Source organism: Streptomyces sp. WAC03905 (genome assembly GCF_057371075.1).
Window position 1 is genome coordinate 1,117,127 of sequence record NZ_JBXYDZ010000003.1, and the last position, 17,853, is coordinate 1,134,979.

Here is a 17,853-nt window from a genome sequence, read left to right on the forward strand (position 1 = left end):
TATGAGCGTCTTCCTGGGATACCTCCGGCGCAAGCTGCCCGGCTCTGCCGAACGCTCCTCCGCCGGCTCTCGAGGTCCCCGCTCAGCGCACCCGCAGGAGGGACAGGAGCCCGCCCAGCCCTGGGCGAGCCGGGTGCGGCCGCCGCAGCGGCTGTCCTCGTTGCTGAGCGCGCGCAGCGTGGCGGGCGAGGTGTTCCTGCTCCAGCTCGTGGTGGTGGTGCTGCTCGTGGCCGCGGCGGTGGTGGCGCTCGTGGTGCAGGCCCGCAGCGACGCCATGCTGGACGCGCGGCACCGTACGCTCGCCGCCGCCGGTACGTTCGCCGAGTCGCCCGGCATCGTCGCCGCGCTGCGCAGTCGCAACCCGAGCGCGGTGCTGCAGCCGAGCGCCCAGGCGGCCCGGAAGATCGCCGGGGTGGACGGCATCAACGTCTACACGCTCGACGGGGTGACCGTGACCCACAGCGATCCGCGGCAGATCGGCAAGCGGGTCATCGGCCCGTTCTCCCGGGCGGCCGCCGGCAAGTCCTTCACCGAGACGTTCAAGGGCTCCCTGGGGCAGTCCGTGGTCTCGGCGGTTCCGGTCAAGGACCCCCAGGGCCGGGTCATCGCCGTCGTGGCCTCCCCGGTCACCGTCTCCAACGTGCAGAGCATGGTGAACCGGCAGCTGCCGGTCGTCATCGGCACCGCGGCCCTGGTGCTGGCCCTGTCCGCGGGCGGCACCGCCCTGGTGAGCCGCCGGCTGCTGCGCCGGACCCACGGCCTGGGGCCGGCGGAGATGACGAGGATGTACGAGCACCACGACGCGGTGCTGCACGCGGTGCGCGAGGGCGTACTGATCGTCGGCGGCGGGGGGCGTCTGCTGCTGGCCAACGACGAGGCGCGGCGGCTGCTGGACCTGCCGGGGGACGCGGAGGGGCGGCCCGTCACGGAGCTGGGGCTGGAGGAGGAGACCGCGGCGTCGATCGCGTCGGGCCGTTCCGCGACGGACGAGCTGCACGTGGCGGCCGACCGGCTGCTGGCGGTGAACATCCGGCCCACCGCCCCCTTCGGGCAGGCGGGGACCGTGGTGACCCTCAGGGACACCACGGAGCTGCGGGCGCTGTCCGGCCGGGCCGAGGTGGCCCACGAGCGGCTGAAGCTGCTCTACGACGCGGGCGTGCGCATCGGAACGACGCTGGACGTGGAGCGCACCGCGCGGGAACTGGCTGAGGTGGCGGTCCCGCGGTTCGCGGACATCGCCTCGGTCGACCTGCTGGACCCGGTGCTGCACGGCGACGAGCCGCCCGAGCCGGGCACCGAGATGCGCCGCACCGCTGTCGTCGCCGCCCACGACCCGCATCCCCTCTACCGGGTCGGCGAGCTGATCCGGTTCGTCCCGACCAGCCCCATGGCGATCGGGGTGGCCGGGGAGCACGCGGTGCGGGTGGCGGACCTGCGGGCCACCCGGGACTGGATGGCCCAGGACCCCGCCCGGTCCCGGCGGATGCTGGACCAAGGCGTCCATTCGGTGATCGCGGTCCCCCTGCGGGCCCGCGGCGTACTGCTGGGGATGGCGGGCTTCTGGCGGGTGCAGCCCTCCCCGCCGTTCGAGGAGGAGGACGTGTCCTTCGCCGAGGAGCTGACCGCGCGGGCGGCCCTGTCCATCGACAACGCCCGCCGCTTCACGCGCGAGCACACCATGGCCGTCACGCTGCAGCGCAGCCTGCTGCCGCGCGGGGTGCCGGACCAGTCGGCGGTCGAGGTCGCGCACCGCTACCTGCCCGCGCAGGCGGGGGTGGGCGGCGACTGGTTCGACGTCATCCCGCTGCCGGGCGCCCGGGTGGCGCTGGTGGTCGGCGACGTCGTGGGGCACGGGCTGCACGCGGCCGCCACCATGGGCAGGCTGCGCACGGCCATGCACAACTTCTCGACGCTCGACCTGCCCGCGGACGAGCTGCTGAGCCATCTGGACGAGCTGGTCGCCCACATCGACACCGACGAGGGCGCCGGTGAGCAGGAGTGGCAGGGGCTGACCGGCGCCACCTGCCTGTGCGCCGTCTACGACTCGGTCTCCGGGCAGGTGACGGCCGCCACGGCCGGCCATCCGGGTCTGGCGGTCGTCCACCCGGACGGCACGGTGTCCTTCCCCGAACTGCCCGTCTCGCCGCCGCTGGGCCTGGGCGCCGGCATGCCCATGGAGACCGCGGCGCTGACCGTGCCCGAGGGCGCCCAGCTGGTGTTGTTCACCAACGGGTTGCTGGAGGGGCGCGACCGCGACGTCGACGCGGGCCTGGCGGCGCTGGGCACCGCCCTGGCCGGGCCCGCACGGACCCCGGAGGAGACCTGCGCCGCGGTGATCGGCGCGATGCTGCCCAGTGGGCAGAGCGACGACATCGCCCTGCTGGTGGCCCGCACCCGACGGCTGGACCCGGCACGGATCGCCGAGTGGGAGGTGCCGTCCGATCCAGCGGCGGTGTCCCCGGTGCGCAACGCCTGTGCCCGCAGGCTGGCGGACTGGGGGCTGGAGGAGATCGCCTTCACCACGGAGCTCATCCTCAGCGAACTGATCACCAACGCCGTCCGCTACGGTTCGCAGCCGATCCGGGTGCGCCTGCTGTACGACCGCAGCCTGATCTGCGAGGTGTCCGACGGGTCCAGCACCTCACCGCACCTGCGCCGGGCCGAGGCCACCGACGAGGGTGGGCGCGGGCTGTTCCTCGTCGCCCAGTTCGCCGAGCGGTGGGGCACCCGTTACACCGCGCGCGGCAAGATCATCTGGAGCGAGCAGGCCCTGCACGCCGAAACCGCCGCGGCCGGGGAGGACCTGGGGGCAGCGCTCCTCGCGGCCTGGGACGACGAGGCGTTCTGAGCGGGTCGCCGGGGCGGCCGCGGCGCGTCCCGCGGGCGGCTCCGGTACCCCGGCCGGAGGACGGGCGGCGGGCACGGCCCGCCGGGACTGCGCCGGTGCGGCTGCCGCACGTACGCTGGCACTGGATCAGTACGTGCCGCCCGTTATGGAGCCTTTGTGCCCGCACCTCGTCTCCGGACAGCCGCCGTCGCCGCCTGCCTCGCCCTCGCTGCGGGGCCCCTCGGCGCCTGCGGAGACAGGCCCCCCGCCACGCCCAGGGCGCCCGCGGTGGCGACCTCCGCGGCGGACGCGGGGGGCATGGCGGCGCTGACCGCGGCGGCCAGGAAGGAGGGGGCGCTCAACACCATCGCGCTCCCGAGGGACTGGGCGGGCTACGGGGCGCTGATCGACGGCTTCGAAAAGAAGTACGGGATCGAGGTCGCGGTGGAAAATCCGGAGGGTTCCAGCCAGGACGAGGTCAACGCGCTCAAGGAGCACCGGCGTGACGGGACCGCCCCCGACGTGATCGACGTGGGCGGCACCTTCGGCCCGGCCGCGGCCCGTCAGGGCCTGCTCGCCCCGTACGAGGTGGTCCCGTACGACGACATCCCCGACGAGCAGAAGGACCCGCGGGCCCGCTGGTACAACAACTACGGCGGCTACGTCTCGATCGGCTGTGACGCCGGGCGCGTCACGACCTGCCCCTCGACCTTCGCCGATCTGCGCAGGCCCGAGTACAAGGGCCAGGTCTCGCTCAACGGCGATCCCACGAAGTCCGGTTCGGCCTTCGCCGGGGTGTACGCGGCCGCCCTGGCGAACGGCGGCTCCTTCGGCAACATCCAGCCGGGCATCGACTTCTTCGCCGAGCTGAGCCGGAACGGCAACTTCATCCCGGTGGAATCCACCCCGGCCACGATCGAGAAGGGGCAGACCCCCATCAGCATCGACTGGGACTTCCTCAACCTCGGCTACGCGGACGACTTCCGCCGCAAGGGCGCGGACGTGGACTGGCACACCGCCATCCCCTTCGACGGCAGTTTCGCCCAGTACTACGCGCAGGGGATCAACAAGGACGCCCCGCACCCGGCGGCGGCACGGCTGTGGCAGGAGTACCTCTTCAGCCCGGAGGGGCAGAACCTCAGACTCATGGCCTACGCCCGTCCGGTGCTGATGGGGGCGATGGAGGAGAACGGCACCCTCGACCGGGCGGCGGCGGAGAAGCTGCCGACGGTCGAGGGCACCCCGGCGTTCCCGACCGAGGCCCAGCAGGAGAAGGCGGCCCGCACCGTGGACCGGGGCTGGGCCGAGGCGGTCTCCGGCTGAGGGCGGGACGGGACGGCCGGGCCGGCCGGGGGCTTCCCGGGCTGCGGCGTCCGTGGCGCGGACCTACGCTGAACCGGTGACCGGCCGCACCGGAGGGCGGTGTGACTCCTGGCGCCACCCGGCGGCGGCCCGAGGGAGGTGACGCCCGATGTCCGTACCCCGGGCAGCAGCCGCGGTCCGCCGCACGGCTGCGGGAACCGTCTGTCTGATGGTGTTCGCCGGCGCCGGAACGGGCGCCGCCCTGGCCGATGACAACGGCATGGCCGGCAAGAGCGCGCAGGCCATCGCCGACGCCTCCCGCAAGGCGATGTCGGAGGTCACGTCGATGCGCATGGTGGCGAAGGTGACCGAGGACGCCGGCACCACCGGCCTGGACATCCGCTTCGACGAGGCGGGCAACTGCGTCGGGACCGTCACCCCGCCCGGCGGCTCCGGCAGGGCCGACGTCATCAAGCGCGGCAACGACGTGTGGATGAAGCTCGACGACGAGCTGCTGCGGGCCCAGGTACCGGGCGAGGCGGCCGAGGCCGCGATCGCGCTCATCAACGGCCGCTACCTGCACGGCACCACGGACAACATCATGCTGCGCGACTTCGCGCAGTTCTGCGACCTCGACCACTTCAAACGGGAGTTCTCCTCGAAACCGGCGAACGAGCAGCTGACGAAGGGCTCGACCACCAGCGTCGACGGCCGTCCGGCCATCACGGTGACCGGCAAGCGCGGCGGTGACACGGGCACCTACCAGGTGTCGACGCAGGACGAGCCGTACCTGCTGCGCATCCAGGGCGCCAAGGCCTCCGGTGAGCGCGTGGAGGCCACCTTCTCCGCCTTCGACGAGCCCGTCCGGCCGGAGCCCCCGGCGCCGGCCGACTCGGTCGACCTGTCCAAGCTCCAGTAGCGCGGCTCCGGTCAGCGCGCCGTGCGGGAGGAACACCATGATCACCACTGACTTCGCGGCCGGCTCCCCCTGCTGGATCGACCTCGGCGTCCCCGACGTCCGCGCCGCGGCGGCGTTCTACGGGGCCGTGCTCGGCTGGGACTTCGAGTCCATGGGCGAGGGGGAGGACATGGAGGGCGGGATGTTCCGCAAGGACGGGAAGATCGTCGCCGGGCTCGGCAGGCTCACCGAGGAGGGCGCCCGCCCGGCCTGGATGATCTACTACAGCGTCCCCGACGCGGACGCCACCACCCGGGCCGTCGAGCAGGCGGCCGGCACGGTGCGGGTGCCCCCGAGGGACCTCGACGAGTGGGGGCGGATGGCCCAGTACAGCGATCCGCTCGGGGGCCAGTTCGCCGTGTGGCAGCCGGGGACCAGCAAGGGCGTCGACCTGGTGGACGAACCGGGCTCGCTGTCGTGGGCGGAGCTGTGCACGAGCGACGCGGCGGCGGCCAAGGAGTTCTACGGCGGGGTCTTCGGCTGGTGGTACAGCGACATGGAACTGCCGGCTGGCGGCGGCACGTACGCCCTGGTCACCCCGGCCGGCCAACCGGCGGAACGCATGCACGGCGGGGTGATGGAACTGCCCGCGGAGGCTCTGGCCCCGGCGGGCGGGAAGCCGTACTGGCACCCGGTCTTCGCCGTCACCGACTGCGACGCCGCGGTCGCCGCGGTCACCGGCAACGGTGGCAGCGTGCAGATGGGGCCGGAGGACGCCGAGGGCGTCGGGCGGCTGGCCGTCTGCCTGGACCCTGCGGGCGCGGACTTCGTGGTGCTGGCCCCGTCGTCGGACTGATACCGGGAGGCCCGGAGCGGTTCCGTCAGACCCGGGAGCGGTACGCCCGCATGGCCAGCGGCACGAACACGATCGCGATGCCCGCCGCCCAGATCAGGGACCACATGATCGGCTCGCCGGCCGGAGTGCCGAGCAGGAGTCCGCGGAAGGCGTCCGACAGCTGGGTGACGGGATTGACGTCCACCCAGGCCTGGAGCCAGCCGGGCATGGTGTCGACCATGACGAACGCGCTGCTCGTGAAGGTGATCGGGAAGATCAGCGTGAAGGCGAAGACCTGCACCTTCTCCGCGTCGCCCGCCAGCATCCCGATCAGCACGGCCGTCCACGAGACGGCCGCGGCGAAGACCAGGAGCAGCAGGATCCCGCCGACGAACCCGGCGGGACCGCCGGTGACCTCGAAGCCCAGCAGGGTGCCCAGGGCGATCATCAGGAGCATCGCCCACAGCTGTTTGGCCAGGTCGGCGGTGATGCGTCCGAGGAGCGGCGCCGAGCGGGCGACGGGCAGGCTGCGGAGGCGGTCGAAGACCCCCTTGGTGAGGTCGGTGTTCAGCGCCATGGCGGTGTACGTGCTCATGAAGAGCGTGTTCTGGACGATGATGCCCGCGAGCGCGTACTGGAGGTACGCCTCGGGAGAGCCCGCCATCTGTCCGCCGAAGACATAGGTGAAGAGGAAGACGAACATGATCGGCGAAATGCTGTAGTCGACGAGCTCCAGCGGGTTGTGCTTGACGGAGACCAGGCTGCGCCAGGCGAGCGTCGCGGTCTGGCGCAGGGCAGCCGGGGGACGGACCCGGCCGCTGCCGCCGGGGGTGCCGGTCACGGGTACGGAGGCGGTGGTCATGACAGGCTCCCGGCGGTCGCGTACTGCTCGTCGTCACCGTCACCGTCACCGTCGCCCGCGGCGGCCTGCGGCTCCGCCCGGTGGCCGGTCAGGACCATGAACACCTCGTCGAGGGACGAGCGCCGCAGGGTCAGTTCGGCCACCGCGATGCCCGCCTGGTCCAGTCGGCGGACCACGTCGGGCATGAGCCCGGGGTCCTTGACGGGCGCGGTGACCTCGTCACCCTCGATCTTGGCCAGGGGGCCCGCGGCCTCGGTCAGCAGGGCGTGCGCCGTGGCGAGGTCGCCGGCGCGGGCCGGCCGCAGTTGCAGGACCTGGCCGCCGACCTGCGCCTTCAGCTCGTCGGGGGTGCCGTCGGCGATGACCCGGCCCTTGTCGATCACGACGATGCTGTCGGCCAGCCGGTCCGCCTCGTCGAGGTACTGCGTGGTCAGCAGGACCGTGACCCCCTCCGCGACGAGGACGCGCAGCATGTCCCAGACCTCGCCGCGGCTGTGCGGGTCGAGTCCGGTGGTCGGCTCGTCGAGGAAGAGGATCTGCGGCCGCCCCACCAGGCTCGCGGCGAGGTCGAGGCGTCGCCGCATGCCGCCGGAGTACGTCTTGGTGGCCCGGCCCGCCGCCTCGCGCAGTTGGAAGCGGTCCAGCAGCTCCGCGGCACGGGCCCTGGCCGCGCCGCGCGGCATGCCGAGCAGCCGCGCGATCATCAGAAGGTTCTCCGTGCCGGTCAGGTTCTCGTCGACGGCGGCGTACTGGCCGGTGAGCCCGATCACCGAGCGGACCCGGCCCGCCTGCCGGACGACGTCGTACCCGGCGACCTCGGCGCGGCCCTCGTCGGGCTGGAGGAGGGTGGCGAAGATGCGGACGGCGGTCGTCTTGCCCGCGCCGTTGGGGCCGAGCAGGCCCAGGACGCTGCCCGCGGGCACCTGGAGGTCCACGCCGGCCAGTGCACGGGTCTGCTTGAACCGCTTCGCCAGGCCTTCGGCCCGGATCGCGTGCTGCATGGAGATCACCCCGGACGGGAGGTAGTGCTGGACACTCCCCTCAACTGTGACGCACGCCACCGACATTGTCCGGCCGGGCGGGCCGGCCCGGCGGGCGACCGGTCGGAAGACCCGGCGGGGCCCGCCTGACAACGGAGAGGCCAGATCCCTCCAACCCCCTTGCCGGGGTGGCGGCCCGGCGGCGGAACGGCGGGCGCAGGGGGCGCGGACGGCGGATTCTTCGGTGTCAGGTACACCTGACCGATCGGGGAAGACCGTGTACGAGCACATGGCCGGGCGGAGCGCGCCGGCCGGGGTGAGGGGATCGGCCGAGCGGGCCGAGAGCGCGGCGCGGGTCGTCGCCTGGCTGGCCGCCCGCGACGAGGCCGAGCAGGCGCTGCGGGAGGCGCTGGGGCGGCCGCCGAGCCAGCGCGACGACACCGTGGCCCGCATGGCGGAGGCGCTGCGGGCGGCCGCGCAGGGGCTGGATCACCCCGCGATCGCCGTGGTGGCCGGGGTGCCGGAGCGGATGCTGCACGGGTGGACGGAGCAGGATCCGGCGTTCGCGGCGGCGCTGCGGGCCGCGCGCGCCGTGGCCGCCGGGCACGGCCTGACGGCGGACGGCGGTGCCACTCCTGCGATGCTGCGGGTCGTCCTGGACGCCGTCGGGCGCGGCGCGTCCTGGCCGGTGGCCGGCCGGCTGGCCGGCTTCTCGGTGCGCCGCTTCAACCGGCTGCGGCGGACCACGCCCGGGGTGGAGGCGCTGCTGGAGGCGGCGCAGCGGATGCGTGCGCGGGCGGCGCGGGAGGCCCGTTCGGGCCGCGGCGGGCGCGTCGCGCACCCCGCGGAGAGCAAGGTCCCGGCGGGCGACCGCCGCTACCGCCTCGTGCAACTGGACGATCCGATGCTCTCCCCCACCGGAGACCCGCGATATTAGGTTAGGCTTACCTAAGTCGAAAGGGGCGGCGTCGACCGGCCGCCCCGAGCGAGGGGGAGTCCGGTCATGGACCTGTCCAACGTCATGCCCTACCCGATGCCCGACGCGGCCGCGCTCCCGCCCTCCTCGGAGGCCTGGACCGTCGACCCCGGCCGGGCCGCCCTGCTGGTGCTCGGCATGCAGCCGCAGTTCCTGCGGGCCTTTCCGGCCACCGCGGCGCCGGGCGGCGACCTGCTCGCCAACACCGCGGCACTGCGGCGGGAGGCCCGGATCCGCCGGATACCCGTCGTGTTCGGCCACGCTCCCGGCGCGGGCCCCGCCCCCGGCGACCCGCTGGTCCCCGAACGCGGGGACCACGTGATCACGTACGTCCGCGAGAACGCCTTCCTGCGCAGCCACCTGCGCCGCGTCCTCGCCCTCACCGGCCGCGACCAGCTGCTGCTGTGCGGCCTGTTCGCCGCGGGCGGGGTGCTGCTCACCGCGGCCGACGCGCGCATGCACGACATCCAGCCCTTCGTGGCGGCGGACGCCGTCGCCGACACCGGTCCCGAGGACCACGCCCTCGCCCTGCGCTGGACCGCCGCCCGCTGGGGCGTGGTCCGCACCACCCGAACCCTCATCCAGGAAATGGCACGCCCATGACGACCCCTCCTCCCCCACCGGCCGCGCCGGCCGCCCGCCCTCTCCCCGGGCAGGCACCGGCGCGCACCGTGATCGAGGCGCTGCCGTGGCTGGAGCGCTACCGGGACCGCACGGTGGTGGTGAAGTTCGGCGGCAACGCGATGGTCGACGAAGAGCTGAAACGGGCCTTCGCTGCGGACGTGGTGTCACTGCGGTACGCGGGGCTGCGGCCCGTCGTGGTGCACGGCGGCGGCCCCCAGATCAGCGCGCTGCTGCGGCGGCTGGACCTGGAGGTGTCCTTCGCGGCGGGGCTGCGGGTCACCACCCCCGAGGTGCTGGAGGTGGTGCGGATGGTCCTGGCCGGCCAGGTCCAGCGGGAACTGGTGGGGCTGGTCAACGAGCACGGGCCGTTCGCCGTCGGCATGACCGGCGAGGACGCCCGTACGCTCACCGCGGTCCGCCGGCCGGCCCTCGTCGACGGGCGCGAGGTGGACATCGGCCTGGTCGGCGAGGTGGTCTCGGTGGACCCGGACACCGTGCGGGCCCTGCTGGACCGCGGCCGGATCCCGGTGGTCTCCCCGGTGGCCCGCGGCACGGACGGGCAGGTCTACAACGTCAACGCCGACCTGGCGGCGGCGGCCCTGGCGGCCGCCCTGGGGGCGGAGAAGCTCGTCATGCTGACCGACGTGGCCGGCCTGATGCCCGACTGGCCGCGCGGCACCGACGTGGTGGGCCGGCTGACCGCGGCGGAGCTGACCCGTCTGCTGCCGTCGTTGGACGGCGGCATGGCCCCGAAGATGGAGGGCTGCCTGCGGGCGGTCCGGGGCGGGGTGGCCATGGCGCACGTCCTCGACGGACGGGTGCCGCACTCGCTGCTGCTGGAGGTCTTCAGCGACACCCCGGTGGGCACCTGCGTGGTACCGGACCCTCTTTAGACGTCGTCTCATGTGGTGCTGGGCAGGTTCCCTGACACGAGCACGGCGAGCTGGTGCAACCGTTGGCAGTACTGGGCTCCTCCAGGGTCGTCGATTTCAGGAATGACTCGGTCCAGGTCCTCGATGCGGCTCTGCAGGAGGAGGCTGTCCTTCGAGTCGAGAGGGCCGCTGTCGTCGAGCCGGCGAAGAACGCAGCCGGCGATGTCCAACTCGATGAGCCACACGTCTGCGCCCCCGGAAGTCGCATGTCGCAGGCTGTCGGGGAACGGCTCCTGGCGGAACTCCTGCCAGAGACGATCTGCGGTCTGCACCTGCTCAGTCGATTCGCTCACTCGGGCCATCCTGCCGTGGCCGTCGAGTCGGTTGCGGACCGGCCCCTCACCGGCCGGCCCCGCGTCGCCGCGTCGGCGTCAAGTCGTACGGATACGGCACGGGTTGGCGCCGGAACCAGGGGCGACGCGTCGGCGCCGGGCCGTCCAAGCGAAAGGCCGACCGCATCCAACGGGACGCCCTGAAAGCGGGGTTTCCCGGGACGCGTACGGACCGCGCCGGGCCGCGGCCGGAGCCGCCCCGCCAGGCGGCGTCCGCCGGGTCCGGACCCCTGGTTTCCCGGCCCTGCGGGATCTCCGGCGGCCGATTCGCGCCGCTCGGGACGGCCGCCGGCGCGCCCGGCTGGACCCGGAGCGGTCCTGCGGCCAGATCTTGCCCCTCGACCAACCTCCGTGAAAGCTACGGCGGTTGGCGGTTCGGCGTGCCTTCGGCCGGGTGACCTGGGGTGACTTGACACACCCCGAAGGATCAGTGACGTTAGGTCAGCCTTACCTAAGTAGCCAGGTAAGTCCGAGGAAGGATGGGCATGTCCGCACCACATACGCACTCCGGGTCCGGGGACCGGTCCCCCGCCGTCCGGGACCTGGTGGGCATCGGCTTCGGCCCCGCCAACCTGGCCCTGGCGATCGCCGTGGCCGAGCACAACGCCCGGCGGTCCGCCGACGAGGCGGTCCTGGCGGCGTTCGTCGAACGCCAGGAGGGCTTCTGCTGGCACCCGGGCATGCTGCTGGACGGCGCCACCATGCAGGTGTCCTTCCTCAAGGACCTGGTGACCCTCCGGAATCCGGCCAGCCCGTACAGCTTCCTCCAGTACCTCCAGGAGCACGGCCGGCTCCCCGACTTCATCAACCAGAAGACCTTCTTCCCCACCCGGGTGGAGTTCCACGACTACTTCCGCTGGTGCGCCGAGGACTTCGCCGCCCAGGTGTCCTACGGCACCGAGGCCACCCGGGTGTCCGCCGCCCGCGACCTGCCCGGGGCCGACCCGGACGCCCTGGACGTCCTGGAGGTCCACCACCGCCCGGCCGGCACCGGACCGGACACCGCCGCCGCCGCCGGACCGCTGTACGCCCACAACCTGGTCCTCGGCACCGGCCTGCTGCCCCGGCTCCCCGAGGGCGTGACCCGCGGCGAGCACGTCTGGCACACCAGCGAGCTGCTGCACCGCACCCGCGCGCTGACCGGGCTCACGCACCGCCGGTTCGTCGTGGTCGGCGCGGGCCAGTCGGCCGCCGAGGCCGCCGAACACCTGCACCGCACCTTCCCCGGGGCGGAGGTGTGCGCCGTCTTCGCGCGCTACGGCTACAGCCCCGCCGACGACAGCCCCTTCGCCAACCGGATCTTCGACCCGGCCGCCGTGGACGACTTCTACGCCGCGCCCGACGAGGTCAAGGACCGGCTCCTCGGCTACCACGCCAACACCAACTACTCGGTGGTGGACGGGGACCTGATCACCCAGCTGTACCGGACCGTGTACCAGGAGAAGGTCTCCGGCACCGAACGACTGCGGATCCTCAACACCAGCGAGGTCGCCGCCGTCCGCGAGGAGACCGGCGGGGCCCGCGCCACGGTCCGCTCCCTGATCGACGGGACGGCCGCCGAACTGCACTGCGACGCCGTGGTGTACGCCACCGGCTACCGCGCGCCCGACCCGCGCGAGCTCCTCGGGGACCTGATCGACGAATGCCTGACGGACGGTCTGGGCCGGCTCCGGATGGGCCGCGACCACCGGATCGTCACGACGCCGCGGCTGCGCGCCGGGATCTACCTCCAGGGCGCCGGCACCGAGCACACCCACGGCCTGACCTCCTCCCTGCTCTCCACCCTGGCCGTCCGGTCCGGCGAGATCTGCGACTCCCTGCTGCTGAGCGGCGCCGAGCGCGCGGTGCGGACCGGCCGGAACCGGCTGGCCACCGCCGCGGTCGCCCCCCATCCCTCGGGACTCCGGAGCTGACACGTGTCCGCCATCCCCTCCCCCACCCCGGCCGCACCGGCCGCACCCGACGCCGTACCGCTGACCGCGGCGCAGGCCGAGTTCCTGGCGGCGCAGTCCGCCGCCCCCGGATACGCCGGGCACAACGTCGGCCAGTACGTCGAACTCGCCGGCCCCGTCGACACCGAGGCACTGCGCGACGCGGTGGCCCACGCCCTCGACGAGGCGCCGTGGCTGCGCTTCCGGCTGACCCGCGGCGACGACGGCCCCCGCCAGGCGCCCGTACGCGCGCCCGGCCGGACCCGCAGGCCCGCGCTGCTCGACACCTCCGGCGCCGCCGACCCGGTGGCCGCCGCGCTGGGCCTGGTCCGCGGCCAGCTCGCCTGCCCGCCCCGGCTCGACCTGCTCACCGATCCGCCGGCCCCCGGCGACGTGCCCGACCTGGCCGGCAGCGTGCTCGTCACGGTCGGCCCCGAACACCACCTGCTGGTGCAGTTCTTCCACCAGCTCGCCGTGGACGGGCACGGGCTCGCCCTCCTCAACCACCGCATCGCCGAGCTCTACTCGGCGGCCGTACGCGGGCGTCCCGCCGGCCCCTCGCCGTTCGCCCCGGTGACCGCGCTCGTCGAGGCCGAGAGTGCGTACGCCGCCTCCGCCGAGCGGCGCGCCGATCTGGCCGCCTGGACCCGCCACCTGGCCGGTGCCGCGCTGCCCGCGCCGCTGCGCGGGCGCAGCGCCCCGCCCGCCGACACGGCGCTGCGCCGCACGGTGCTCCTCGACGCGGCCGACACCGCCGCCGTCGAAGCCGCCGCCCGGGGCGCGGGCGCCACCTGGGGCGAGGCCGTGCTCGCCGCCACCGCCGCGCACACGACCGTGCGGACCGGTGCGGCGGAGGCACTGCTCGCCGTGTACGCGGCGGCCCGGACGGCTCCCGGCACGCTGCGGGTCCCGGCCGCCGCCGTCAACATCCTGCCCGTACGGATCGCGGCCGGGCCGGCCGACACCTTCCGGGAGCTGCTGGCGCGGGCGGCCGCGGAGACGGCGTTCCTGCGGCGCCACCAGCGGGTCCGCGGCAGCGAGGTGGCGCGGGTCGTGTGGCCCGGCCACGCCGGCACCCGGGTGCCGGGGCCGCTGGTCAACCTGCGTCCGTTCGAGACCGAACTCGACTTCGCCGGGGTGCCGGGCCGGGTGGTGAGCCTGGCCTCCGGGCCGGTCGACGACCTCTCCGTCTCGGCCTCCCGCTCCCCCGAGGGCCTGCTGCGCGTCGACCTGGACGCCAACCCCGCCCTGTACGACCCGGCCGAACTGGAGTCCGAGGCCGCCGGGTTCGCCGCCCTGCTCGCCGGGTCGGCCCGGCGGCCCCGCACGCCCCTCGGACGGATCACCGCCGCCGCCCGGAACAGCGGGGGCACCGCGCCGACCACCGCTGCCGCACGACCGCTGGCCGTACCGGCCGGGGACGACGAGGCGGGCCCGCTGACGCTGCTGCCGGCCGCGCACCGGCTGCGGGAGGCGGCGGGTCCGGCCGAGGGCGCCCGCGAGCACGTCCTGCTGGAGGTCCCGGCGGGGCTGCGGACGGCTCCGCTGCGCCGCGCCCTGACCACCCTGGCCCGCAGGCACCCGGCGCTGCGCCTGGCCCTGCACCGGGCGCACGGCGTCTGGAGCCAGGAGGTCCGGGCCGCGGCGGAGGCGCCCGCCGTCACCGACGCGACGGCCCTGCGCCGGTATCCGGTGACGGGTCTGGCTCCCGCCGCCCGGAGCCTGCTGGTCAACGCCGCGGCGCGGGCCGCCGGGGACGCGCTGGATCCGGGGGTGGCCTCGGTGTTCCGGGCGGCCTGGTTCGACGCCGGTCCGGCGGAACCGGGGCGCCTGCTGCTGACCGCCCACGCGTTGTGCGTCGACGACGTCTCGTGGCAGCTCCTGCTCGGTGAACTCCCGCCGCTGTACGACTGGTTCGCAGGCTCCGGTCCGGTGCCGGACGCCCTCGGGCCGGCCGGCGGCCTGACCGCCTGGGCCGCCGGGCTGGCCACGTCGGCCCAGTCCCCCGCCCGGGTGCGGGAGTTGCCGTACTGGACGGATCTGGCGGCCGGGCCCGCGGCGCGGGCCTGGCCCGCGGCGGAGGGCGGGCACCGGAGCACCACCCGGTTCGACGTCCCCGCCGGACCGCCGGGGCCGCACCCCGTCGACGTGGCGCTGCTGACGGCTCTGGCGCGCACCGCCGCCGGCCGGCCCCGGCTGCACGACGGCACGCGGCTACCGGTCGCGCTGGAGCTCCCCCGCCCGGGCGCGGCACCGCGTACGGCCGGGCGGCTGTCCACCGTGCACGGCGTACGGCTGCCGCTCGACCCGGACGGCACCGATCCGGTGCGGCGGCGGCTGGCGGCGGTACCGGACGACGGGCGCGGTCAGGAGCAGTTGCGCCACCTGAACCCGCAGACGTCGGCGCTCGCGGCCGGCACCCCCGGCCGCGGCGTCGCCTACCGGCGGCGCACCGCCCTGCGCCCTCCCGACGCCGCCCCCGGCTGGGGCCCGGCCCCGGACGCCGAAGGGGCCGCTCTCGGGGCGCTGCGCGGCGATCCGCCACTCGCCGGGCCCGTGGAGCTGACCGCGACGGTCGCCCCCGGCACCGGCGGCGGACACCGCGTGAGCGTGCACTGGCGCTGGTCCACGGCCCTGTTCGACGCCTCCGAGGCGGCCGCGCTGTCCGAGGCGGCGACCGCGCTCGCGGCCCGGTTCGCCGCGCCGGCCGGCTGAGCGGCCCCGCACCGCCCGCCGGCACCGATCCACCCACCCACCGACCCACCGCCCCACCGACCCACCGGCGCAGCGACCGCTGCCCCTGCGAACGAGGAGACATCCCGATGGCCACGAACCCCTTCGAGGACGACGACGCCCGCTACTTCGTCCTCGTCAACGACGAGAACCAGCACTCGCTCTGGCCCGCCTTCGCCGCGGTGCCGGACGGGTGGCGCGTCGTCCACGGCGAGGACAGCCGCGAGGGCTGCGCCGCCTACACCGAGCAGCACTGGACGGACATGCGGCCTGCGAGCCTGGTGGCCGCCGAGGCCGCCCGCTGAACCCCCGCGGGGCGGTGCGGGCGGTTCCCCCGCCCGCACCGCCCCGCGGGAGGCGTCACAGCGACCGTACGTAGACCCGCGAACCCCGGGCCGGGTCCAGGGCCGCCGCCCACGCGGCGGGCGCCTGTTCCGGCTCGGCGGGCACGAAGCCGTGCCGTACGAACAGCACGGCGGGCCCGGTCGTCGCCGTGAAGACCCGGGTCGCGCGACGGGTCCGGGCGCGCCGGAGCGCGTCCCGGAGCAGCGCCGACCCGATACCCCTGCCCTGGCTGCCGCGCGCCACGCAGAAGTTGTGGAGCACGGCGTCGCCGTACCCCTCGTCCCGCACGCCGACGCAGCCGGCCAGTCCGCCGCCGGCGGCGGTGCCCTCCATCAGGAGGAACTCCCCGGTGCGGGCGCGGTAGTCGTCGAGGGGGCGGGACCTCAGCTCCCCGGACGCGACGAAGGTCCGGGAGAGGACGAAGAGAGCGTGTGCGTCTCCCGGGCGGGCCGGACGAACCGGTGCCGCGGGGAGCTCGACTGCAACTGGAATCACATAAGTTAGGTTAGCCTTACCTAAGCAACTGCGAGGGTGGGGTGCACCGATCCGTCCCCCACAGAGGAAGCCACCTGACATGACCGCCTCCCCGACCGCCGCACCGAACGACCCCCGGACGCCCGCTCCGGAAGGACCGTTCGGCCTCGACCGGCTCCTCCAGGACGTCGCGGACGTGCTCTGCGCCGAACCCGAGGAGATCGACCCCGACGACAACCTCCTCGACCAGGGGCTGGACTCGATCCGGCTGATGTCCCTGGTCTCCCGCTGGCGTGCCGAGGGCGCGCAGATCGCCTTCGTGGACCTCGCCGAGCGGCCCACGCTGCGGGAATGGGCCGCACTCCTGGCGCCCACCGCCTGACCGGCGCCCGCACCGCCCCCGCACCACCTCCGCTCCGCCCCTCCACCGCCGCCCGCACCACCCCGCCGTTCCCGTATCCCCCGGAGTCCCCGTGTCCCTGCGCGACCTCGTCATCGACATAGAACCGCTGCGCGCCTCACGTGACTTCCGCGCGGTCTTCATCGCCCGCGTGGTGTCGCTGTTCGGCCTGGGCATGGCCACCGTCGCCCTGTCCGCGCAGGTGTGGGGCATGAGCCGGTCCACCTTCCAGGTGGCCGTGGTCAGCATGATCATGAGCGTCAGCGTGCTGACCGGGTCGCTGTGGGGCGGCATGATGGCGGACCGCACCGACCGGCGCACCCTGATCCTGTGGGCGCGGGGCGCCGCGGCGCTCGCCTTCGCGGGCCTCGCCGTGAACGCCTTCCTGCCCGAGCCGTCCCTCTGGGCGGTCCACGTGTGCGTCGCCTGGGACGGGCTGGCGTCCGGCGTCAGCGTCACCGCCCTGATGGCCGCCGCCCCCGGCCTGGTCCGCGAGGACCAACTGCCCGCCGCCGGCGCGCTCATGTCACTGACCGGCGAGATCGGCTCCATCAGCGCGCCGTTCCTCGGCGGCGTCCTGCTGGCGCTGTGGGGGCCCGCGCCGGTGTTCACCTTCACCGCGGTGACCACCGCACTCACCACCCTGCTGATCACCCGGGTCCGGCCGCTGCCCCCCGGCCGCGAGGAGGGTGACGAGGGAGAGGACCGCGACGGCGACAGCACGCGCTTCCGGTCCCCGCTGGCGGCCTTCCGGTTCGCCGTGCGCGACCGCGTGGTGGGCGGCCTGATTCTGCTCGGCGGCGTGACCGCGGTCTTCAACGTGCCCGTCGTACTGTTCCCCGAGATGGTGGACCGCCGGTTCGGCGGCGGCGAAGTGATGCTCGGCCTCCTCTACACCGCCCCGGCCGTCGGCGCCGTCCTGGTCTCCGCCACCAGCGGCTGGCTGGGCCGCGCCGCCCGCCCCGGACGGCTGCTGCTGGGCGCCGCGTTCACCGGCGGCCTGGCGACCCTCGGCTTCGGGCTGAGCGGCGACCCCGCGCTCGCCTTCGTCCTGCTGGCCGTCGGCGGCGCCGCCGGCACCGTGTACGAGATCCTCGAGTACGCCCTGGTCCAGCACCACACCCCGGACGCGATGCGCGGCCGCGTCGTCAGCGTGATCACCGCCCAGGGCACCAGCGGCGACATCGTCGGCGACGCCGAAGTCGCCGCGATCGCCCGCTGGTTCAGCCCGGCCGGCGCCGCGGTCGTCAACGGCGCGGTCTGCGCCGCCGCCGCCGTGGCCGTCGCCCTGGCCGTCCCCGGACTGCGCCGGGCCACGCTCCCCGCGCCCGCCCCGGACGTGGACGCCGCCCCGCCGGGCGCCGCGGATCCCGCCGCCGCCCCGGCCGCACCGCGCGCCTGA

At 74.7% G+C, this 17,853-nt stretch carries 16 protein-coding genes; 12 read left to right on the top strand and 4 right to left on the bottom strand.

Annotation, left to right across the window (positions count from 1 at the left end; genetic code table 11):
- Window position 1: 1 nt before the first annotated feature.
- From AC2RP6_RS07980 to AC2RP6_RS07995, 4 genes are all read left to right on the top strand, one after another.
- Window positions 2–2,848, top strand: a complete 2,847-nt coding sequence (locus AC2RP6_RS07980) for a SpoIIE family protein phosphatase (protein ID WP_486445544.1) — start codon at window positions 2–4, stop codon at window positions 2,846–2,848.
- 267 nt (window positions 2,849–3,115) lie between these two features.
- Window positions 3,116–4,150 (top strand): ABC transporter substrate-binding protein, encoded by a 1,035-nt coding sequence (locus tag AC2RP6_RS07985; protein ID WP_486445545.1) that lies wholly within the window; start codon window positions 3,116–3,118, stop codon window positions 4,148–4,150.
- A gap of 148 nt (window positions 4,151–4,298) precedes the next feature.
- Window positions 4,299–5,048: a hypothetical protein gene (locus tag AC2RP6_RS07990; protein WP_486445546.1), complete on the top strand. Its 750-nt coding sequence runs from the start codon at window positions 4,299–4,301 to the stop codon at window positions 5,046–5,048.
- A gap of 37 nt (window positions 5,049–5,085) precedes the next feature.
- The gene (locus AC2RP6_RS07995; protein ID WP_486445547.1) at window positions 5,086–5,883 is read left to right on the top strand and encodes a VOC family protein; all 798 of its coding nucleotides are present in this window, start codon (window positions 5,086–5,088) and stop codon (window positions 5,881–5,883) included.
- Window positions 5,884–5,908: 25 nt separating this feature from the next.
- Here the strand turns inward: AC2RP6_RS07995 and AC2RP6_RS08000 are convergent, their stop codons facing one another.
- Together AC2RP6_RS08000 and AC2RP6_RS08005 are read right to left on the bottom strand one after the other, a co-directional pair.
- A complete protein-coding gene (locus AC2RP6_RS08000; RefSeq protein ID WP_486445548.1) occupies window positions 5,909–6,724 on the bottom strand; it encodes an ABC transporter permease in 816 nt (271 codons plus the stop codon).
- Window positions 6,721–7,725, bottom strand: coding sequence for an ATP-binding cassette domain-containing protein (locus AC2RP6_RS08005; RefSeq protein WP_486445549.1), 1,005 nt, complete (start codon window positions 7,723–7,725; stop codon window positions 6,721–6,723). Before AC2RP6_RS08005 ends, AC2RP6_RS08000 begins: the two co-directional genes overlap by 4 nt.
- A gap of 256 nt (window positions 7,726–7,981) precedes the next feature.
- Between AC2RP6_RS08005 and AC2RP6_RS08010 the strand changes: the two genes are divergently transcribed.
- The 3 genes from AC2RP6_RS08010 (at window position 7,982) to argB (ending at window position 10,197) form a co-directional block, all read left to right on the top strand.
- Window positions 7,982–8,641: a hypothetical protein gene (locus tag AC2RP6_RS08010; protein ID WP_486445550.1), complete on the top strand. Its 660-nt coding sequence runs from the start codon at window positions 7,982–7,984 to the stop codon at window positions 8,639–8,641.
- Between the two features lie 66 nt (window positions 8,642–8,707).
- Window positions 8,708–9,283, top strand: a complete 576-nt coding sequence (locus tag AC2RP6_RS08015) for an isochorismatase family protein (protein WP_486445551.1) — start codon at window positions 8,708–8,710, stop codon at window positions 9,281–9,283.
- Window positions 9,280–10,197, top strand: a complete 918-nt coding sequence (gene argB, locus AC2RP6_RS08020; protein WP_486445552.1) for an acetylglutamate kinase — start codon at window positions 9,280–9,282, stop codon at window positions 10,195–10,197. The genes AC2RP6_RS08015 and argB overlap by 4 nt, the downstream gene beginning before the upstream one ends.
- An 8-nt stretch (window positions 10,198–10,205) precedes the next feature.
- Here argB and AC2RP6_RS08025 read toward each other — a convergent pair whose 3' ends face one another.
- Complete coding sequence (locus AC2RP6_RS08025; protein ID WP_486445553.1) at window positions 10,206–10,529, bottom strand: hypothetical protein; 324 nt, start codon at window positions 10,527–10,529, stop codon at window positions 10,206–10,208.
- 524 nt (window positions 10,530–11,053) lie between these two features.
- Here AC2RP6_RS08025 and AC2RP6_RS08030 point away from each other — a divergent pair.
- The 3 genes from AC2RP6_RS08030 to AC2RP6_RS08040 all read left to right on the top strand — a co-directional run bounded on the left by AC2RP6_RS08030 (window position 11,054) and on the right by AC2RP6_RS08040 (window position 15,537).
- Complete coding sequence (locus AC2RP6_RS08030; protein WP_486445554.1) at window positions 11,054–12,481, top strand: lysine N(6)-hydroxylase/L-ornithine N(5)-oxygenase family protein; 1,428 nt, start codon at window positions 11,054–11,056, stop codon at window positions 12,479–12,481.
- Window positions 12,482–12,484: 3 nt separating this feature from the next.
- Window positions 12,485–15,214, top strand: coding sequence for a condensation domain-containing protein (locus tag AC2RP6_RS08035; RefSeq protein ID WP_486445555.1), 2,730 nt, complete (start codon window positions 12,485–12,487; stop codon window positions 15,212–15,214).
- 107 nt (window positions 15,215–15,321) lie between these two features.
- Complete coding sequence (locus tag AC2RP6_RS08040; protein WP_486445556.1) at window positions 15,322–15,537, top strand: MbtH family protein; 216 nt, start codon at window positions 15,322–15,324, stop codon at window positions 15,535–15,537.
- Between the two features lie 55 nt (window positions 15,538–15,592).
- Here the strand turns inward: AC2RP6_RS08040 and AC2RP6_RS08045 are convergent, their stop codons facing one another.
- Window positions 15,593–16,072 carry a GNAT family N-acetyltransferase gene (locus AC2RP6_RS08045; protein ID WP_486445557.1) on the bottom strand — a complete coding sequence of 160 codons (480 nt, stop codon included), beginning with the start codon at window positions 16,070–16,072 and terminating at the stop codon, window positions 15,593–15,595.
- 79 nt (window positions 16,073–16,151) lie between these two features.
- Here AC2RP6_RS08045 and AC2RP6_RS08050 point away from each other — a divergent pair, with 79 nt between their 5' ends.
- Window positions 16,152–16,433 (top strand): phosphopantetheine-binding protein, encoded by a 282-nt coding sequence (locus tag AC2RP6_RS08050; RefSeq protein WP_486445558.1) that lies wholly within the window; start codon window positions 16,152–16,154, stop codon window positions 16,431–16,433.
- Between the two features lie 91 nt (window positions 16,434–16,524).
- Window positions 16,525–17,853 carry an enterobactin transporter EntS gene (gene entS, locus AC2RP6_RS08055; protein WP_486445559.1) on the top strand — a complete coding sequence of 443 codons (1,329 nt, stop codon included), beginning with the start codon at window positions 16,525–16,527 and terminating at the stop codon, window positions 17,851–17,853.

Bases quoted from the DNA above. Each gene is read 5' to 3' on its own strand.
- AC2RP6_RS07995 (WP_486445547.1), top strand. From the start codon at position 5,086: ATGATCACCACTGACTTCGCGGCCGGCTCCCCCTGCTGGATCGACCTC.
- AC2RP6_RS07990 (WP_486445546.1), top strand. From the start codon at position 4,299: ATGTCCGTACCCCGGGCAGCAGCCGCGGTCCGCCGCACGGCTGCGGGA.
- AC2RP6_RS08000 (WP_486445548.1), bottom strand. From the start codon at position 6,724: ATGACCACCGCCTCCGTACCCGTGACCGGCACCCCCGGCGGCAGCGGC.
- AC2RP6_RS07980 (WP_486445544.1), top strand. From the start codon at position 2: ATGAGCGTCTTCCTGGGATACCTCCGGCGCAAGCTGCCCGGCTCTGCC.
- argB (WP_486445552.1), top strand. From the start codon at position 9,280: ATGACGACCCCTCCTCCCCCACCGGCCGCGCCGGCCGCCCGCCCTCTC.
- AC2RP6_RS08015 (WP_486445551.1), top strand. From the start codon at position 8,708: ATGGACCTGTCCAACGTCATGCCCTACCCGATGCCCGACGCGGCCGCG.
- AC2RP6_RS08005 (WP_486445549.1), bottom strand. From the start codon at position 7,725: ATGCAGCACGCGATCCGGGCCGAAGGCCTGGCGAAGCGGTTCAAGCAG.
- AC2RP6_RS08040 (WP_486445556.1), top strand. From the start codon at position 15,322: ATGGCCACGAACCCCTTCGAGGACGACGACGCCCGCTACTTCGTCCTC.
- AC2RP6_RS08030 (WP_486445554.1), top strand. From the start codon at position 11,054: ATGTCCGCACCACATACGCACTCCGGGTCCGGGGACCGGTCCCCCGCC.
- AC2RP6_RS08050 (WP_486445558.1), top strand. From the start codon at position 16,152: ATGACCGCCTCCCCGACCGCCGCACCGAACGACCCCCGGACGCCCGCT.